The organism is Clostridioides sp. ZZV15-6383 (assembly GCF_020657735.1).
Classification (GTDB): Bacteria; Bacillota; Clostridia; order Peptostreptococcales; family Peptostreptococcaceae; genus Clostridioides; species Clostridioides difficile_D.
This window is the reverse complement of the sequence record NZ_JAGWCV010000046.1, coordinates 1-15,720: the sequence shown is the minus strand read 5'-3', so window position 1 is coordinate 15,720 and position 15,720 is coordinate 1. Positions and strand designations below refer to the sequence as shown.

The following is a 15,720-nucleotide window of genomic DNA, read 5'->3' as shown; positions in this document are numbered from 1 at the left end:
ATATATTTTTTTTAAAAGGTCAAAATATTTATTAGTATACTATGATGAAAATTGAAGGGTGATAATATGAAAGAGCAAATTAAAGAAAAAGTAAATTCTCTACAAGATGAAATGATTTCTTCAATACAAGAAAGTGTAAAAATACCTAGTGTTATATCTGAAGCAACTGAAAATTGTCCATTTGGTGAAAATGTAGATAAAGCTTTAAGAGGTATTTTAGACTTATGTAAATCTCTAGGGTTTAAGACTGTATATAAAGATGGATATTATGGATATGCAGAAATAGGACAAGGTGAAAAAATGATAGGTATACTTGGTCATGTTGATGTAGTTCCAGAAGGTGATTTAGAAAGCTGGAATAATCCTCCATTTGAAGCCGTTTTAGAAGATGGTAAATTGTATGGAAGAGGGACACAAGATGATAAAGGACCTACAATATCAGCAATTTATGCAGTAAAAGCTCTTATGGATTTAAATGTAGACTTTAATAAGAGAATAAGATTCATTTTTGGTGCTGATGAAGAAAATCTTTGGAGATGTATAAATAAATATAAAGAAAATAATGAAGAAATACCAAACTATGGATTTACTCCAGATTCTAGATTCCCAATAACAAATGCAGAAAAAGGTCTTTTACAAGTTCATTTGACTTGTGATAGCAAAAGTGATATAGAATTATCAGTTGGAAAAGCTCTAAATGCAGTTCCAGGAAAGGCAATTTATATTGGAAAATACTCTGACAAATTAAAAAAAGAACTTGATAAATTAAACTTTGAATATACTGTTGAAGGAAATAAAATCTGTATAATGGGAAAAAGCGTCCATTCAGCAGCAAGCGATACTGGTATAAATGCAGTGGCTAGACTTTGTATAGCCCTTAATAATATAGGAATAGATTCTAATATAATTAAGTTTTTAGCAGAAGTTATTGGAGAAGATGCTAATGGAAATAATATAATTCCTAATTGTAAGGATGATGTATCAGGCAAACTAACAGTAAATATAGGTAGAGTAACTATTGACAATGAAAGAGAATTTGCAGGAATAGATGTAAGAATACCAGTAACATACAAAAAAGAAGACTTTGTAAAAGAATTAAAGAAAATGACAGATAAATACCATTTAAATTATGAAGAGTATGATTTCTTGGATTCAATCTATGTTCCAGAAGATACACTTCTTGTTAAAACACTTAGAAAAGTATATGAAGAAGAGACTGGTCTTGATGGAACACCACTTTCATCTGGAGGAGCAACTTATGCAAGAGCTTTAGATAATTGTGTTGCATTTGGAGCTATTTTCCCAGGAAAACCAGAAACAGAACATCAAGCTAATGAATATTTAATAGTAGAGGATATTGTAAAGGCTGCTCAAATATATGCTCTTTCTATTTATGAATTATTAAAGATTTAATATAATATAAGGCTGTCTTGTAATAGGATTTTTTCTAGTAAGAGACAGCTTTATTGTTGTATCATAAAATAAATGATATGAATATTTAATGAATATAAAAATAGTAGTAATATTTATATTAGGAGGAACTATATGAAAATAGCAATATTTTTGGGAGCAGGAGCTTCAGCAGCGGAAAACCTACCTATTCAAAATGAACTGTTTAGCGAATATTTTAAAAAGCTAAATCCTACAAACTATAATACCAATATGAATAGAGAGTTGTATATTTTCTTTAAACAGATGTTCAAAATTGATATACTAAAAGATAATATAGATAATGCAAATTTTCCTACCTTTGAAGAAGTTTTAGGGCTTTTAGATTTAGCAGAACAACGAAAAGAAGCATTTAGAAATTTTGGACTAGAAAATCTAAATAACAGAAGTGATAGTATACGTTTTTTAAGACAATATTTAATACTATTAATGGCTGAAGCAATTCATAATACATCTAGAACAGATAATAAATATCATAAACTTTTGGTTGAAAATCTTTTGGAAAGTGATTTGCTTCTTGATACCACTTTTATTAGTGCAAATTATGATATACATATAGACAATACAGTTACTGGCTTAAGAGATAAGAATGATTTGCCAATTATGCTTGATTATGGTGTGGAGTTTACAAATTTTAAAGAAGAGTTAAATTGGAGAAAACCAAAAGAACCTTTAATAAAATTATATAAGATACATGGGTCATTAAATTGGCTTTATTGCCCTATTTGTAATAGTGTAACTCTTACACCACATGAAGGCGGTGTCATGAAACTTATTGAAAATAGTTCAGAGACAAAATGTTTAGAGTGTGGTGAATTAACAGAACCTATTATAGTGCCACCAACATATTTTAAGAATATGTCCAACATATTTTTAAGCAATGTTTGGAATGAAACAGAAAAAACTTTAAGAGATACGAACCTTTTAATATTCTGTGGATATTCATTTCCAGAAGCTGATATGCACATAAAGTATATGTTAAAAAGAGTTCAGACTAATAGAAAAAAATCTCCACTTAAGATAATGGTCTTTAACAATCATTCAAAAAAACAGAGAATTACTTTAAAGAAAGAAGAGGGCAGATACAAACGTTTTTTAGGCGAAGATGTTGTATTTACTGACAATTCTTTTCAAGATTTTTCTGTAAACCCCTTGAAGTTTATAAAAAATATATATTAGTATGGTATATAATGGAATAAAATCTGATAGAAATAAAATGAATTTAGGTATATAATAGAAAATAAAAACATAGGGGGTATATAAAGATGAAGGTTTTTGATTTAACTCATGTGACTCATAATGACATGCCTGTATACGCAGAGCCTAATAGACCAGATATCAAGAAAGTAGCTATTATTGAAGAAAATGGTTATCAAGAAACACTAATTAGTGTATTTTCTCACAATGGAACTCATATGGATTCACCAAGGCATATGTATACCAAAGGTGAGACCCTAGATAAATTAGATATAGAAAATTTTGTTGGGAAAGCTTATGTATTGGAACTTGAAAGGGGAAATAAGAATATAGAATTAGAATATCTAAAAAAATATGAAGATGAAATAAAAAGTAGTGATTTTATAATATTTAAATCTGGTTGGTCAAAGTTTTGGGATAAAAAGCAGTACTATGTAGGCTATCCTACATTAACAGAAGAAGCTGCAAATTATATAGCTGATACTAATATAAAAGGTATAGGAATAGACATGTTATCAGTGGATAGATATGACACATCAGTTTTTGAAGTACATCATATTTTATTTGAGAAAGGTAAAATAATCATAGAAAATCTTACTAATTTAGAAAATGTTCCAGAAAAATTCCTATTTATAGCAGCACCATTTAAGTATAATGATGCTGATGGAGCTCCAGTAAGAGCTATAGCTATAGTAGAATAATATCTCATAATATAGAGGTATAAGATTAAGGAGAAAAGAATAACATGAGTGGTTTGAAAAATAAAATTATTAAAGAACAAGATGAAAATGAAGTGAGAATGAATGAAACTAAAATATACAATGTTTTGGATAAATTAAATATTGAATATGATGTAATAGAACATGAAGCCGTATATACAGCAGATCAGTTAGTAATTTTAGATGGAATAGCAAAAGGATGTCACTGTAAAAATTTATTTTTGAGAAATGCTAAAGGAAATAAATATTATCTTATTGTGGTTAAAGGAGAAAAACAGGTTGATTTAAACTCGCTTAAAGATAAAATAGGAAGTTCTAAATTATCATTTGCTTCACCTGAAAGATTATACAATGTACTTAAACTTCTTCCTGGAAGTGTAAATCCTTTTTCATTGATAAGTGATACAGAAAGAAAAGTTGAGCTTTACATAGACAAGGATGTAATTAAAGAAGATTACTTAAATTTTCATCCTAACATAAATACCAAAACTGTAAATATATCTAGAAAAGGTTTTGAAGAATTTTTGGAATATTTAAAATATCCACTACAAAGCATAGATATTTAAATTTTTATAATTGGAGTAAATTTTAATTAGCTAATCGAGGGGAGAAAAAATGTTTGGAGTAATAGCAAATAGTTTAGCAATTGCAGGTGGATGTATAGTAGGTCTTATAATTAAAGGTGGCTTGCCTCAAAGAGTAAGTGATACTATAATGAATGGAATTGCCTTATGTGTATTGTATATTGGTATATCAGGAGCATTGGAAGGAAAAAATACATTAGTAACAATAATATCTATAGCTGTAGGTGCTTTGATAGGAGAATTAATAGATATTGACAAATGGGTAAATAAATTAGGTGCTTTTTTACAAAGTAAATTTTCTAAAGGAAATAAAAAAGATTCTATCGCAGAAGGTTTTATATCATCTAGTTTATTATTCTGTATAGGAGCTATGGCAGTAGTTGGCTCACTAGAAAGCGGTCTTACAGGGAGTCATGATACTTTATTTGTAAAATCTGTCATAGATGGCATAGCTTCAATTATATTTACTGCTTCTTTAGGTATAGGTGTAATGTTTTCTGCAATATCTGTATTTTTGTATGAAGGTATCATATGTATGGGAGCATCATTTTTAAATGGATTCTTAAGTGACCCTGTAGTTACAGAAATGACAGCCGCTGGAAGTTTATTGATTATAGGTCTTGGTTTAAATGTACTTAAACTCACAAATATAAAAGTAGCAAATTTGTTGCCAGCTATATTTATACCAATATTATTTGGAGTGTTTGGAGCAATTTAAATAATAATAATCTAAGATTTGTCTAATTTTTTTAAAAACATTAGACAAATTTTTTATTTAGAAGGAAAATAGCTTTTATCATCAAATTAATAATTATAGTATAAATAAGTTTAATATTATGATTATAAAGTTTATATTAAATTTATTTTATTGATGAAACTAATGGGGAGGTTAAAACTCAATGATTACCTTTGATGTAAATGGAGCTATTATCAGATTTGATGATACAAAAAATAATTATAATAAGATAAGGAAAATCTTTAAATTATATGCTTTAGAAATTTCTAAGAACTTTGAGAGAGATTGTTTGAATAATTTTCAAAATCTAAAGCAAATATCAGATAGAGGTTTAAGTTTAGGAGAAAAATATATAGAGGAATCTTTTAAGAAAGGAATTGAGACTATAGTGAGTTTTGGAATTATAACTATAGATATCGATACCTTTAAAAGTGTTTATTGTGAAAAATATTTAGATTTTAAGCGACTTTTTAATAACTTGAATAAAACTTTTATTATACCAAATAAAAACAAAAAAAATGGTAATGCTAGTTTTTTAGAAATAGAATCAACGGTAAAAAAAATGAGCAATTATTTATACAATGATTGTTTTAAAATTCACTATGCTGTCGTGGATGCACTTATAGAAAATCGAATAACTGAGGTACATTCTTATATTGATGAAGAATCTATAAAAAAATCTAATGCCTTATTTAATAATTATAAAGATGGTTTTATTGGGAAAGCTGATGAATGTAAAGTTGTAAAACAAATAATAACTTTAAATCCATATAGAGAAGATGTATACGAATTTTTAGTAAAAGAAGATGGAGATTTTAGTAAGGAAATTGAAAGACTAACTGAATTTTTGGGTTATGATATAAAAGATTATAAAGCCTCACTAATGGATATTTATATAAATGAGCTAATGGAGAACGATGAAATTGATGTTGAAAATGCAAAAGAAAAGATAGAAAAATATGCTAAATATATTGGATGCAGTGATGAGAATTTATATGTAGCAAGAGTTAATGCTATATATACTTTTGCAAATGCATAAATATTAAATAAAAGATATTCTATTATATAAGTCTAAATAAAAAAATATCCTTATTAATAAAATAGTATATGTTAAAAACCATTCTTAAAATGAGTGGTTTTTTATTTTGGATAACTTTAAATAAATAGAGCATCTTAAACGTAATTTAAAAATATAAAAGACAATATATTGACAAATATAAAATGCGTTGTTATAATAAAAAAGTCAATATGATGTCTTAATTTGATGATTTATTTATATTGTATTGGATAAAATTGTTTTATATATAAAGTACAAATAATTATAAGGAGAAATTAATTATGAAAATAAGTGTATACAATGTAGAATCATTTGTAGATGAAAGACTTAAGGTTATGGTTTCAGATTTAACTCCAAATACTAAGCTTAAAGTAAGTCTGAAAATGGAATTTCCATGGTGCAAAGGAGAAGAGTTTTCATCGTATGGAGTATTTTATTCAAGTGAAAAAGGAGAAGTAGATTTAGATTCGGTTGAACCTATAGAAGGTACTTATAAAACTTTAGAAGAAGTTCCATTAGAATATTTTGAAAAAGTGTTTAAGTGGATTAGTGAAAATGAAATTACTAACACTAAAGAAATATTTGTACATGGAACATCAAAGGGTGGAGAATTGGCGCTTTTGCTTGCTTCAAGATATAAACAATTTAATTTATTGTTTATATAATTTGCATGTTATATACTAGTTTTAACTGACATTGATAATTTATAAACAATTATGAAGTTGGAAATTTATAAGAGTTATTGAAAGGTGGAGTGAATTTATGTTTGCAGAAAACTCAGAGAAGTTGATTTCAAGATATCCATCACTGTAGCAATCTTGTTTTGTTTTTGTCGTAAGATGATTTAAAAAAGCTTTTATTTTCTGTTTGAATACATTGATATTAAATGGTTTTGTTATATAATCTAAAGCTCCAAATTCGTAGCCTTTAATCATATCACATTCCATATCATTAGCAGTCAAAAAATTATTGGTATATCGCAATTTTCCTTGATTTCCTTACATAATTCAAATCCGCTTTTGTCTGGCAAATTAATACCTAAAATAATTAAATCAAATTCACATTCAATAATAGACTTTAATGCAGATGTAGCTGTAAATTTTGAAGTGACTACCATCTTCAATTAGGTTATATGATAGAGTTTTGTTTAATATAGAATCGTCTTCCACCACTAATATTTTTTCCATACAGTTATTCCTTTTAGTTTGATATTTTATGATGTCAATTAAAAATATTGCTGAATTGTTATAAGTAAGAAAAAATTTAACAATTCACATATTTAATAAAGAATCTGTCCTAGAATTTATTATCATAGGACAGATTCTTTATTAAATAAAATTATTTCAGCCAAGACGGGTTTCCAGGTATGAATATTCTTTTACCAAATTTTGAAGTATATTCATCTAAAGCTTTTTGGATAAGCTCATTATTGCCCTTAAAAGAAGTAGTATTTTTTATAGTTTCAAGATTTTGGCTAAATGGGCATGCAGATATGCACATACCACAATCTGTACCTAAATATCTCCATTTAATATAGCATGTCTCATGTTCAATTACCCAATTATATTTTCCATCATCGCCAATTTTAATATCATTAGAAAGTGAATGAGAAGGACAGTTAAAAGAACATTTTTTACAGACTTTACAAAAATCTTCTAGTCCAAAATCAATATATTCATCTTCTAAAAGAGGAATATCTGTAGTAACAACTCCTAATCGAAGTCTAGAGCCATAATCTTTATTTGTAAGTATAGCATTTCTTCCTATATCCCCCAAGCCAGCATCGCGAGCTATAAAAACAGGCATTACTAAATAATTAGCATCCATATGATTTCTAGCATCATATCCCAAGTTTCTTATATAATAACTTAAAATCATGCCAACAATAGATGCATCCACATAGCATTTTGACGTTTCTATAACTTCACATATCATTGGGGCTCTATTTATCATTTCTTTATCCATCTCACATCCAAATACAATGGCGTACTTATGAGTTAGATTAACTTCTTCACCATAATTTTCTTCATGTCTACCCCTATTTGTATAAATATGATAGTCTTTTAATTTAGTTATACCAACTACAGAAGCCCCATACTGTTTTGCAAGACCCTTTATTTTTTTTGTCATTGATTTTGCGTCTACATCTACTTTAGTATCAGAAACTTTTCCTTCACATAAAGATTTGATGTCAGATAAAAAATCAAATGCACTACTTGCCATTGGAGAATTTAATTCATTGTAAATCATGGTTCCTTCACTACATAAATTTGGTCTATTTCTTATACTATCATCAATTTCTTTTTTGTCAGGATTTTTCTTATAATAGTCATTATAAGCAGTACTATCTTTTTTATAATTTGCTCTTGCAAACATAGTATTTCTCTCATCAACCCTTTTCAATTTTATTCCCCCTAGTAAAAATATATTTAAAAAATATAACATTATTGTTGTATAATTTAATTATATAAGAACAACGTTATATTTTCAATTTAAGTGTAATTAAATTAAGGAATATATAAATAACTACATGATTGATTATAATATTTCTTATCTGTGAACATTAAAGAACCCTCATAATAGATACGACTTTTCAAGTTATATCTATTACGAGGGTTTAATAAATTTTTAGGTTAATCCATTCAATCTAAAAAATTTAAATCTCATTAAAGTATACTATTTTGTATAGTTATCGAAATATCCTTGTATGTAAATAATAGGAGTACCCTTATCTCCACTTCCAGATGTTAAATCTGCCAAAGAACCTATAAGGTCTGTTAATCTTCTTGGAGTAGTACCTTGAGAAACCATGTTTCCTGTTAAATCATCAGATTTATTATCTTTTTCAACTATGTATTTTGAAATTGCTTCTTTTAACTCATCACCAGATAAGTCAGCAAAATCATTATCTGCTAAGTATTTTAATTTTACTTCGTTTGGAGTTCCTTCTAGACCTTTTGTGTAAGCAGGAGATACTACTGGGTCAGCTAACTCCCAGATTTTACCTACGGGGTCTTTAAAAGCTCCATCTCCATAAACCATTACTTCCACATTTTTCCCTGTGATTTCTTTTATATCACCTTGGATTTTGTTTACAACTTCATCACAATTTATAGGGAATAATTTTACTGTTTCTTCTGTAGCTTTGTTTGAACCTAAAAGCCCATATTGGTCATTGTACCCACTACCATCTACACTTGCTGTCATTATATCATCAAGTGAATACACTTTTTTAGCTCCATTTTGTCTTAAAATTCTCTTTGTTCTTTGTCTTGTATGTATATCACAAGTTAAAATACTTGTTGTATAGTCAAGAATAGTCTTTGGATTATTTGCAAATATTATTTCTACTTCTGCACCACAATCCTTGATTAAATTCTTATAATAGTCTACATAATCTACACCAGTAAATGTATGCTTGTTATATCCAAATAGTTCTCTATATTTTTCTTCTGTTAAAATATCTGACCAAGGATTTATTCCCTTATCATCAAGTTCATCAATACTTATTAAATGATTTCCAACTTCATCAGAAGGGTAGCTTAACATTAATACAACTTTTCTACATCCTTTTGCAATTCCTTTTAAACATATAGCAAAACGATTTCTACTTAAGATTGGGAATATAACACCAACAGTATCATCTCCAAATTTAGCTTTTACATCTTTTGCAATATTGTCAACATGAGCATAATTTCCCTGTGCTCTAGCTACAACAGCTTCTGTAACAGCAATTACATCTTTATCTCTAACTTCAAAATTTTCACTTTTTGACGCGTTTAAAACAGAATCAACAACTATCTTAACTAAGTCATCTCCCTGTCTTATAATAGGTGCTCTAACCCCTCTTGAAACAGTTCCAACTAATCTATCCATTATCTAAAATCCTCCTAAAGAATTAATATTGTCATATTAGTACCATGTATATTATAATTCAAATATGATTATAAGTAAAATAAATAATACTAATATTTGACATAAGGAGTAATTATATATGAATATAAAACTTGAACTGTATAAGGTTTTTAACACAGTTGCAAATAATAAGAGTTTTTCTCTTGCTGCTAAAGAATTATTTATGTCACAGCCAGCTGTAAGTCAGTCAATAAAACAATTAGAGGAACAATTAGATACTATACTGTTTTATAGAAATAATAAAGGTGTAAAATTAACTCCAGAAGGGGAAATTCTAAGTGAGCATGTAACTACTGCATTAAAGTTAATAGCATCAGGAGAGGATAGAATAAATAAATTCAAAAAATTAGAATATGGTTCTCTAAAAATAGGAGTAGGAGATACAGCTGCACGTTTTTTCTTATTAAAATATTTAGAAATTTTTCATAAGAAGTACCCACATATACATGTATCTACAATAAATAGAACGAGTAGAGAACTTATATCTTTACTCAAAGATGGTAATATAGATATAGCAATTATAAACATGCCAATAGAAGATGATGCACTAAATATTGTTGAATGTATTGAAATACATGATATATTTGTGTGTGCAAATGATTACATAGAATACAAAGGGAAAAAAATATCCCTAGAAGAACTAAATACATTGCCTTTAATAATGCTAGAAAATAAAGCAAATTCAAGACTTTATGTAAATGAATATTTTTTATCAAAAGGTATAAAACTAAACCCAGATATAGAATTGGGTTCTCATGAATTACTTTTAGAATTTGCGTATATAAATCTTGGTGTATCTTGTGTTATAGAAGAATTCAGCATAGATTATTTAGAAAGTGGAAAATTATTTAAATTGGATATAAAAGAGCCGATACCTAAGAGAAATGTAGGTTACTGTCATTTAAAGGATATATCCTTGTCCTTAGCAACAAAAGAATTCTTAAGTATGATATCCAGTAATATGTAATTTAGAATACATATTTCACAATTAAATTAATATAAAAAAATAGATATAAGTTCGCAAGTCTGAAAGATTCACATAATAAACTAATTTATTAAAGATAAAAATAAGGTTAATTTGAGAACATTTATATAATTAATATCGTATTTTAAATATGAACAATATATTTAGATTAATGTATAAAGGGGGATTAGAAATGTCTGATTCTGAATATCCTCAAATGAAAACCTTAGAAACTAGAAATTGTATACTAAGACCTGCATCATTAGATGATGTTGAAGATTTTTTTGACTGTTATAAGAATAAAATAGTAGTAAAACATTTACCCTTTAATGAGCATAAATCTTTAGAAGACACAAGAAAGTTTATAAAATCCTTTTTTCTAAATCCTTATAAAAAAGGAAAAATTGGTCACTTTGCTATAGTATATAAAAGAGACAATAAAGTTATTGGAAATATGGGGTTTAATAATATAAATCCCAAAGCATTAGAAGCAGAAATAGGTATATGTATAAATCCAAGTTATTGGGGACATGATTTTGCTACTGAGATAACCAAGAGAGTAATACAGTATGGATTTAGAGAACTAAACTTAAATAAAATCATTGCAATAACCTATGAAGAAAATCAGAATTCTACAAAATCATTAGATTTATTAGGATTTAAATGCACAGGAAAATATATCAAAAAAATTCATGCTGGAAACATTGTAAAAAACATTCCTTGTTATCAATATGAATTGAAAAAATAATATATATAATCATTTAATATTTATGCCAATTATTTAGTAATGATTGTTTTCTAAATCAAATTTCAATAAAGGGGCTGTCTTAAAATAGAGATAAGCCTTTTTTCATTGTTGAAATAATGAAAATGCATTTGATTTCATATAAAAAAGAGTGTCTCATGAACTAAAAAGTTCATTTTGAGACACTCCCTTTGAATAAATCGTATTTTAACTAAAATAGTATATGTCTTTAAAGTATTAATTTTTTATTAGTTCTCTAAATTTTTAAATCCTTCTCCAAGAACTTCATGTACATCTGTAACAATAACAAATGCAGTAGGGTCAGTTCTTTTAACTAATCTCTTTAAATAAAGCTCTTGTTTTTTAGAAACTACGACTAATAGAACTTCTTTATTTTCTCTAGTATATCCACCCTTACCATCAAGAATAGTAAGTCCTCTATCAAGTTCTTCAGTTATAGCCTGTCTTAAACTTTCAGGCTCATCAGAAATAATAAAAAATGCTTTTGAATGGTCAAATCCTTCCATTATCATATCTGCTATTTTTATTAATACACAAAGTGCTATACCAGAGTAAAGTGCAGTTTCTAAACTACGATTTACTATACCAGAAGATATAACCACCATTCCATCCAGACACGACATAAATTTTGTAGCTTTTATACCTGGGAATTTCTTACTAAGTATGAGTGCAATTAAATCTGTTCCCCCAGTAGAAGCATCTGACTTAAACATTATTCCTAAACCTATACCAACTAAGATTCCTCCTGCAATAGAAGATAATAGTAAGTCATTAGTAAATCTTAACTTTGATAATGGGTCTGTTAATTGAACTATAGCTGAAAACACAACTGTTCCAAATAACGTTTTTAATGAATTTTTTGTACCCATAATCCTAAAAGCAAGTATTACTAATGGTACACCTATAATTAACATGATAGCTGATACTGGAAGTCCTGTAACCTTGTTTAATACTAATGATAGACCACTAAGCCCTCCAGGAGCAATTGTATGTGGTTTTAAAAACATATTTATACCAATACTCATTGATATACAACCAAAAAATAGTCCAAGCATTTCAAGTAAAATTGGCGACTTTTGTTTTTTCATATAAACACCTCCATGAACTTGTCACAATTTAATATTATAACATATCTGACCAGTTTATATTATATAAATTTTCTTGATATAAGTAATTTCAAGTATTTTATTATTCTTAATATTTGTTAATTTTTATATAGTGTTTTAATATCCTTACTAATGTTGTTATTTACCTGTAAAAATTTTTATATGTTATAATTTTTTAAACATTATTGCAAAAAATAAAGACTTGACGCATAATAGAAAATACGTGGAATAAATTACATACTTAATGTTTGAATTTAGCGCAAAAATGAAAAGACGAAGAAATTCATATTTGGAGGTAGTTACATTATGCATGATGAACTGAAAATCAAAATGTACTCATTTACGATGGATTGTAAAGATCCACATGAATTAGCAAAATTTTATGCGACGTTACTCAAGTGGGAAATACCATTTTACAATGAAGAATATGCATGCGTTGGTGCTCCAGGAACAAATCAGGGAGCGTATCCTGGTATAACATTTCAAAGAAATCCTGAGTATAAACCGCCTGTGTGGCCAGAAAAGCCTGAAGCTCAACAGCAAATGGCTCATATGGATTTCGCTGTTAATAATTTGGAAGAAGCAGTCCAATACGCAATTCATTGTGGAGCAACAATTGCAGATGAGCAGTTTTCTGATGATTGGAGAGTTATGATTGACCCAGCAGGACACCCTTTTTGCTTATGTCAGATGAAATCAATTATGGAAAGTAGCCATTTTGCATTGTTATAGATGACAACCTTGTCCAATAATTGCAAGCAAAGCACAAGGGTGTGTACCGTTGTGCTTTGCTTGTTGTGTGTATAAATAATAATTTTAAAAAAATAGTATTTTTTTATTGAATAATTTCTTAGATATTTTCAAGTATATAAATTTTGCATATATGAATTGGACATTATCAAATGTGTTATAATATTAAAATAACAAATAAAATTATTATATTTGTTAGTAAAAATTTTATTTGTTTACTAAGTGTACTATAGGGTATTTACTTAAGATAGTAAAATATCATAATAAAATATTTTAAAACTTTAAGCATTATTTGGTAGAAGTTTTAGTAAAATATGTAAAAACTAATTGATTATGTACCTTATATGGGTATATAATAAATATTGTTTTAATAAAATATTTGAAAGGGAATGATTTAATGAAAATTACTTTACCAGAAACAGCTATTGATACTTTAAAAAGTATCTTAAAAGACAATCAAGATAAACCTAATAATATAAGAGTATACTTTGCAGGTGTTGGTTGTGGAGGTCCTTCTTTTGGATTAGCTTTAGATGAAAAAAAAGAAGATGACTTAACTTATGAAGTTGGAGAATTACAATTTGTAATGAGCTCTGATGAATATAGTCAGTATGGAGATATAATAATAGAAGATACAGGATTTGGATTTAGAGTTATTCCTGAAAATATGAAAGATCAAGGTGGAGGAGGATGCTCTGGTTGTTCAGGGTGCCACTAAGATTAACTTTTTAGTAAGTTAAGAGCTCTCTTTATAGAAATAAATTTCTATTTTAAGAGAGTTCTTTTTATTTTTTGGGGAGATAATGTATAATAAAAAATGTATTTTACTAATTTTTTATATGTGAGGAGAATTATTGTGAGAAGAAGACGAAAAAAAGGTGCAGATGAAAAGCTTTTAAGTTATACAAAATATGTTTTAAGAGATGATATAGACAAATTAAAAGGTAAGTGGAATTTAAAGTTTGGAAATGATAATCCAATACACGTTGAATTTGGTACTGGAAAAGGTCAGTTTATAACAACTTTGGCCAAACAGAACCGTGAGATAAATTATATTGCTATGGAACTTAAGGAAGAAGTTCTTTTAAAGGCTGTTGAAAAAGCTGATACTTCTAATTTGAATAATATACTTTTTTTATGGACAGATGTAAGCCATATTTTAGATTACTTTGAAGCTAAAGAATTATCTAGAATTTATATAAATTTCTGTGACCCATGGCCTAAAAATAGATGGAGTAAAAGAAGACTCACTCATTCTGGATTTTTAGAAATGTACAATAGGGTTTTGGAAGATGATGGCGAAATTCACTTTAAAACAGATAATGAAAAATTATTCGAGTTTAGTTTAAACGAAATTGCTGCAAATAATTGGCTATTGAAGAATATTTCTCTTGATTTAGGAAATAGTGAGTATAAAAATAATGTTACAACAGAGTATGAAGACAAATTTATGTCACAAGGTATGCGAATATTTAGATGTGAAGCTAAAAAACGTAACTAGCAATATGTTTATAAGTTTAATAGTAGAAATTTATTTTAATTTATATTAATAAAGTGTACGAAAGTAGGCATATATAACAAGGAAACAGAACCCTCTCATAGAAATTAAATTACTATAATAAAAAAAATTTATGTGGGAGGGTACTATGAATTTAGCTAATTTGATACCATTTATTATTTCTGTGGCAGCTTTAAGTCCAATAAATTCAAATGATAAGGTTTTAAGTGAAAATCAACTTAAAGATATTTTTCCTGACGCAAATCTAAGAGCAGTTGTAAAACGATATATAAACCCAGATGAGATGACTATAAGTAATATAAAGGCTCTAGATGGAGAGTTTTATGCAACTGGTGAAAGCATTTCAAATTTAAAAGGTATATCATATCTTGAAAATATAGATAATTTTATTTTTTGGAACAATAATATAAAAGAAGTTCCTAAAGAAGCTTTAGGTCTAAAAGATATGGATTCAATCAATCTTGCCAATAATTATTTGATTGATGATAATGTAGTAAATTCTCTTTCTAATAATGGTGTAGATGTAAATTGCGATTTAAATTTTATTGATACAAAAGATAATCAATATAAACTGGAATCTAAATATCATAATGTTGATATAGCAAAAGGTGAAAGTATTGATTTGAGAAAAATAATTACAAAGAAAATTGATAGTTATTATAAATATTGGGAAGTTACTGATAACCTTCCAAAAGATTTAGATTTTGTTGCGTCTGTAAGTGATAAGAGTGTACTTTCATGTGAAGATATGATAGTTAAAGGTAATAAAACAGGTCAAGCGGTAGTAAAAGTTATACTAAGTGACAAAAATGATTTAAATACATCTCAAGAAGTTCTAATCACTGTCAATGTAAAATAATATGTCAACTTATTCAATCATTCTATTTTCAATTTAAATGTATAATCAAAATAAAGGTTGCTAGTAACAAAGCACTAATATTAGTGCTTTGTTACTAGC

18 protein-coding genes are annotated in these 15,720 nt (G+C 27.5%); 13 read left to right on the top strand and 5 right to left on the bottom strand.

Annotated features, from left to right (window positions below):
* Positions 1-66 precede the first annotated feature (66 nt).
* The 7 genes from KGF42_RS14675 (at position 67) to KGF42_RS14645 (ending at position 6,407) form a co-directional block, all read left to right on the top strand.
* On the top strand, positions 67-1,413 hold the full coding sequence (locus tag KGF42_RS14675; RefSeq protein WP_227822793.1) for a M20 family metallopeptidase: 1,347 nt from the start codon (positions 67-69) through the stop codon (positions 1,411-1,413).
* Between the two features lie 132 nt (positions 1,414-1,545).
* Positions 1,546-2,628, top strand: a complete 1,083-nt coding sequence (locus KGF42_RS14670; protein WP_227822792.1) for an SIR2 family protein — start codon at positions 1,546-1,548, stop codon at positions 2,626-2,628.
* A gap of 86 nt (positions 2,629-2,714) precedes the next feature.
* Positions 2,715-3,347, top strand: coding sequence for a cyclase family protein (locus KGF42_RS14665; RefSeq protein ID WP_227822791.1), 633 nt, complete (start codon positions 2,715-2,717; stop codon positions 3,345-3,347).
* Between the two features lie 44 nt (positions 3,348-3,391).
* Positions 3,392-3,931, top strand: a complete 540-nt coding sequence (locus KGF42_RS14660; RefSeq protein WP_227826574.1) for a prolyl-tRNA synthetase associated domain-containing protein — start codon at positions 3,392-3,394, stop codon at positions 3,929-3,931.
* Between the two features lie 49 nt (positions 3,932-3,980).
* Complete coding sequence (locus KGF42_RS14655; protein WP_054273939.1) at positions 3,981-4,667, top strand: DUF554 domain-containing protein; 687 nt, start codon at positions 3,981-3,983, stop codon at positions 4,665-4,667.
* 181 nt (positions 4,668-4,848) lie between these two features.
* Complete coding sequence (locus tag KGF42_RS14650) at positions 4,849-5,724, top strand: kinase (protein ID WP_227822789.1); 876 nt, start codon at positions 4,849-4,851, stop codon at positions 5,722-5,724.
* A 299-nt stretch (positions 5,725-6,023) separates the two neighbouring features.
* Positions 6,024-6,407: an acyl-CoA thioesterase/BAAT N-terminal domain-containing protein gene (locus KGF42_RS14645; RefSeq protein WP_227822788.1), complete on the top strand. Its 384-nt coding sequence runs from the start codon at positions 6,024-6,026 to the stop codon at positions 6,405-6,407.
* A gap of 39 nt (positions 6,408-6,446) precedes the next feature.
* On the opposite strand, the gene KGF42_RS14640 is transcribed toward KGF42_RS14645, so the two are convergent.
* The 4 genes from KGF42_RS14640 to KGF42_RS14625 all read right to left on the bottom strand — a co-directional run bounded on the left by KGF42_RS14640 (position 6,447) and on the right by KGF42_RS14625 (position 9,618).
* Positions 6,447-6,689 carry a hypothetical protein gene (locus KGF42_RS14640; RefSeq protein WP_227826573.1) on the bottom strand — a complete coding sequence of 81 codons (243 nt, stop codon included), beginning with the start codon at positions 6,687-6,689 and terminating at the stop codon, positions 6,447-6,449.
* An 11-nt stretch (positions 6,690-6,700) separates the two neighbouring features.
* Entirely contained in the window at positions 6,701-6,859 is a 159-nt protein-coding gene (locus KGF42_RS14635; RefSeq protein WP_227826579.1) for a response regulator, read from the bottom strand.
* Between the two features lie 221 nt (positions 6,860-7,080).
* Positions 7,081-8,145, bottom strand: a complete 1,065-nt coding sequence (locus KGF42_RS14630) for a 4Fe-4S dicluster domain-containing protein (protein WP_227826572.1) — start codon at positions 8,143-8,145, stop codon at positions 7,081-7,083.
* Between the two features lie 273 nt (positions 8,146-8,418).
* The gene (locus tag KGF42_RS14625; RefSeq protein ID WP_227822785.1) at positions 8,419-9,618 is read right to left on the bottom strand and encodes a coenzyme F420-0:L-glutamate ligase; all 1,200 of its coding nucleotides are present in this window, start codon (positions 9,616-9,618) and stop codon (positions 8,419-8,421) included.
* 118 nt (positions 9,619-9,736) lie between these two features.
* Between KGF42_RS14625 and KGF42_RS14620 the strand changes: the two genes are divergently transcribed.
* Both KGF42_RS14620 and KGF42_RS14615 read left to right on the top strand, forming a co-directional pair.
* Positions 9,737-10,624 carry a LysR family transcriptional regulator gene (locus tag KGF42_RS14620; protein ID WP_227822784.1) on the top strand — a complete coding sequence of 296 codons (888 nt, stop codon included), beginning with the start codon at positions 9,737-9,739 and terminating at the stop codon, positions 10,622-10,624.
* Positions 10,625-10,814: 190 nt separating this feature from the next.
* Positions 10,815-11,369, top strand: coding sequence for a GNAT family N-acetyltransferase (locus KGF42_RS14615; RefSeq protein ID WP_054273924.1), 555 nt, complete (start codon positions 10,815-10,817; stop codon positions 11,367-11,369).
* Positions 11,370-11,614: 245 nt separating this feature from the next.
* On the opposite strand, the gene KGF42_RS14610 is transcribed toward KGF42_RS14615, so the two are convergent.
* On the bottom strand, positions 11,615-12,475 hold the full coding sequence (locus KGF42_RS14610; RefSeq protein WP_003435320.1) for a YitT family protein: 861 nt from the start codon (positions 12,473-12,475) through the stop codon (positions 11,615-11,617).
* 363 nt (positions 12,476-12,838) lie between these two features.
* Between KGF42_RS14610 and KGF42_RS14605 the strand changes: the two genes are divergently transcribed.
* From KGF42_RS14605 to KGF42_RS14590, 4 genes are all read left to right on the top strand, one after another.
* A complete protein-coding gene (locus KGF42_RS14605) occupies positions 12,839-13,225 on the top strand; it encodes a VOC family protein (RefSeq protein WP_413927027.1) in 387 nt (128 codons plus the stop codon).
* A gap of 415 nt (positions 13,226-13,640) precedes the next feature.
* Positions 13,641-13,961, top strand: a complete 321-nt coding sequence (locus tag KGF42_RS14600; RefSeq protein WP_003424083.1) for a hypothetical protein — start codon at positions 13,641-13,643, stop codon at positions 13,959-13,961.
* Positions 13,962-14,099: 138 nt separating this feature from the next.
* Positions 14,100-14,744 (top strand): tRNA (guanosine(46)-N7)-methyltransferase TrmB, encoded by a 645-nt coding sequence (gene trmB, locus KGF42_RS14595; RefSeq protein WP_227822782.1) that lies wholly within the window; start codon positions 14,100-14,102, stop codon positions 14,742-14,744.
* Between the two features lie 145 nt (positions 14,745-14,889).
* Positions 14,890-15,621, top strand: coding sequence for a hypothetical protein (locus KGF42_RS14590; RefSeq protein ID WP_227822781.1), 732 nt, complete (start codon positions 14,890-14,892; stop codon positions 15,619-15,621).
* Positions 15,622-15,720: the final 99 nt, after the last annotated feature.

Bases quoted from the DNA above. Each gene is read 5' to 3' on its own strand.
- KGF42_RS14675 (WP_227822793.1), top strand. From the start codon at position 67: ATGAAAGAGCAAATTAAAGAAAAAGTAAATTCTCTACAAGATGAAATG.
- KGF42_RS14670 (WP_227822792.1), top strand. From the start codon at position 1,546: ATGAAAATAGCAATATTTTTGGGAGCAGGAGCTTCAGCAGCGGAAAAC.
- KGF42_RS14665 (WP_227822791.1), top strand. From the start codon at position 2,715: ATGAAGGTTTTTGATTTAACTCATGTGACTCATAATGACATGCCTGTA.
- KGF42_RS14660 (WP_227826574.1), top strand. From the start codon at position 3,392: ATGAGTGGTTTGAAAAATAAAATTATTAAAGAACAAGATGAAAATGAA.
- KGF42_RS14655 (WP_054273939.1), top strand. From the start codon at position 3,981: ATGTTTGGAGTAATAGCAAATAGTTTAGCAATTGCAGGTGGATGTATA.
- KGF42_RS14650 (WP_227822789.1), top strand. From the start codon at position 4,849: ATGATTACCTTTGATGTAAATGGAGCTATTATCAGATTTGATGATACA.
- KGF42_RS14645 (WP_227822788.1), top strand. From the start codon at position 6,024: ATGAAAATAAGTGTATACAATGTAGAATCATTTGTAGATGAAAGACTT.
- KGF42_RS14640 (WP_227826573.1), bottom strand. From the start codon at position 6,689: ATGGAATGTGATATGATTAAAGGCTACGAATTTGGAGCTTTAGATTAT.
- KGF42_RS14635 (WP_227826579.1), bottom strand. From the start codon at position 6,859: ATGGTAGTCACTTCAAAATTTACAGCTACATCTGCATTAAAGTCTATT.
- KGF42_RS14625 (WP_227822785.1), bottom strand. From the start codon at position 9,618: ATGGATAGATTAGTTGGAACTGTTTCAAGAGGGGTTAGAGCACCTATT.
- KGF42_RS14620 (WP_227822784.1), top strand. From the start codon at position 9,737: ATGAATATAAAACTTGAACTGTATAAGGTTTTTAACACAGTTGCAAAT.
- KGF42_RS14615 (WP_054273924.1), top strand. From the start codon at position 10,815: ATGTCTGATTCTGAATATCCTCAAATGAAAACCTTAGAAACTAGAAAT.
- KGF42_RS14610 (WP_003435320.1), bottom strand. From the start codon at position 12,475: ATGAAAAAACAAAAGTCGCCAATTTTACTTGAAATGCTTGGACTATTT.
- KGF42_RS14605 (WP_413927027.1), top strand. From the start codon at position 12,839: ATGGATTGTAAAGATCCACATGAATTAGCAAAATTTTATGCGACGTTA.
- KGF42_RS14600 (WP_003424083.1), top strand. From the start codon at position 13,641: ATGAAAATTACTTTACCAGAAACAGCTATTGATACTTTAAAAAGTATC.
- KGF42_RS14590 (WP_227822781.1), top strand. From the start codon at position 14,890: ATGAATTTAGCTAATTTGATACCATTTATTATTTCTGTGGCAGCTTTA.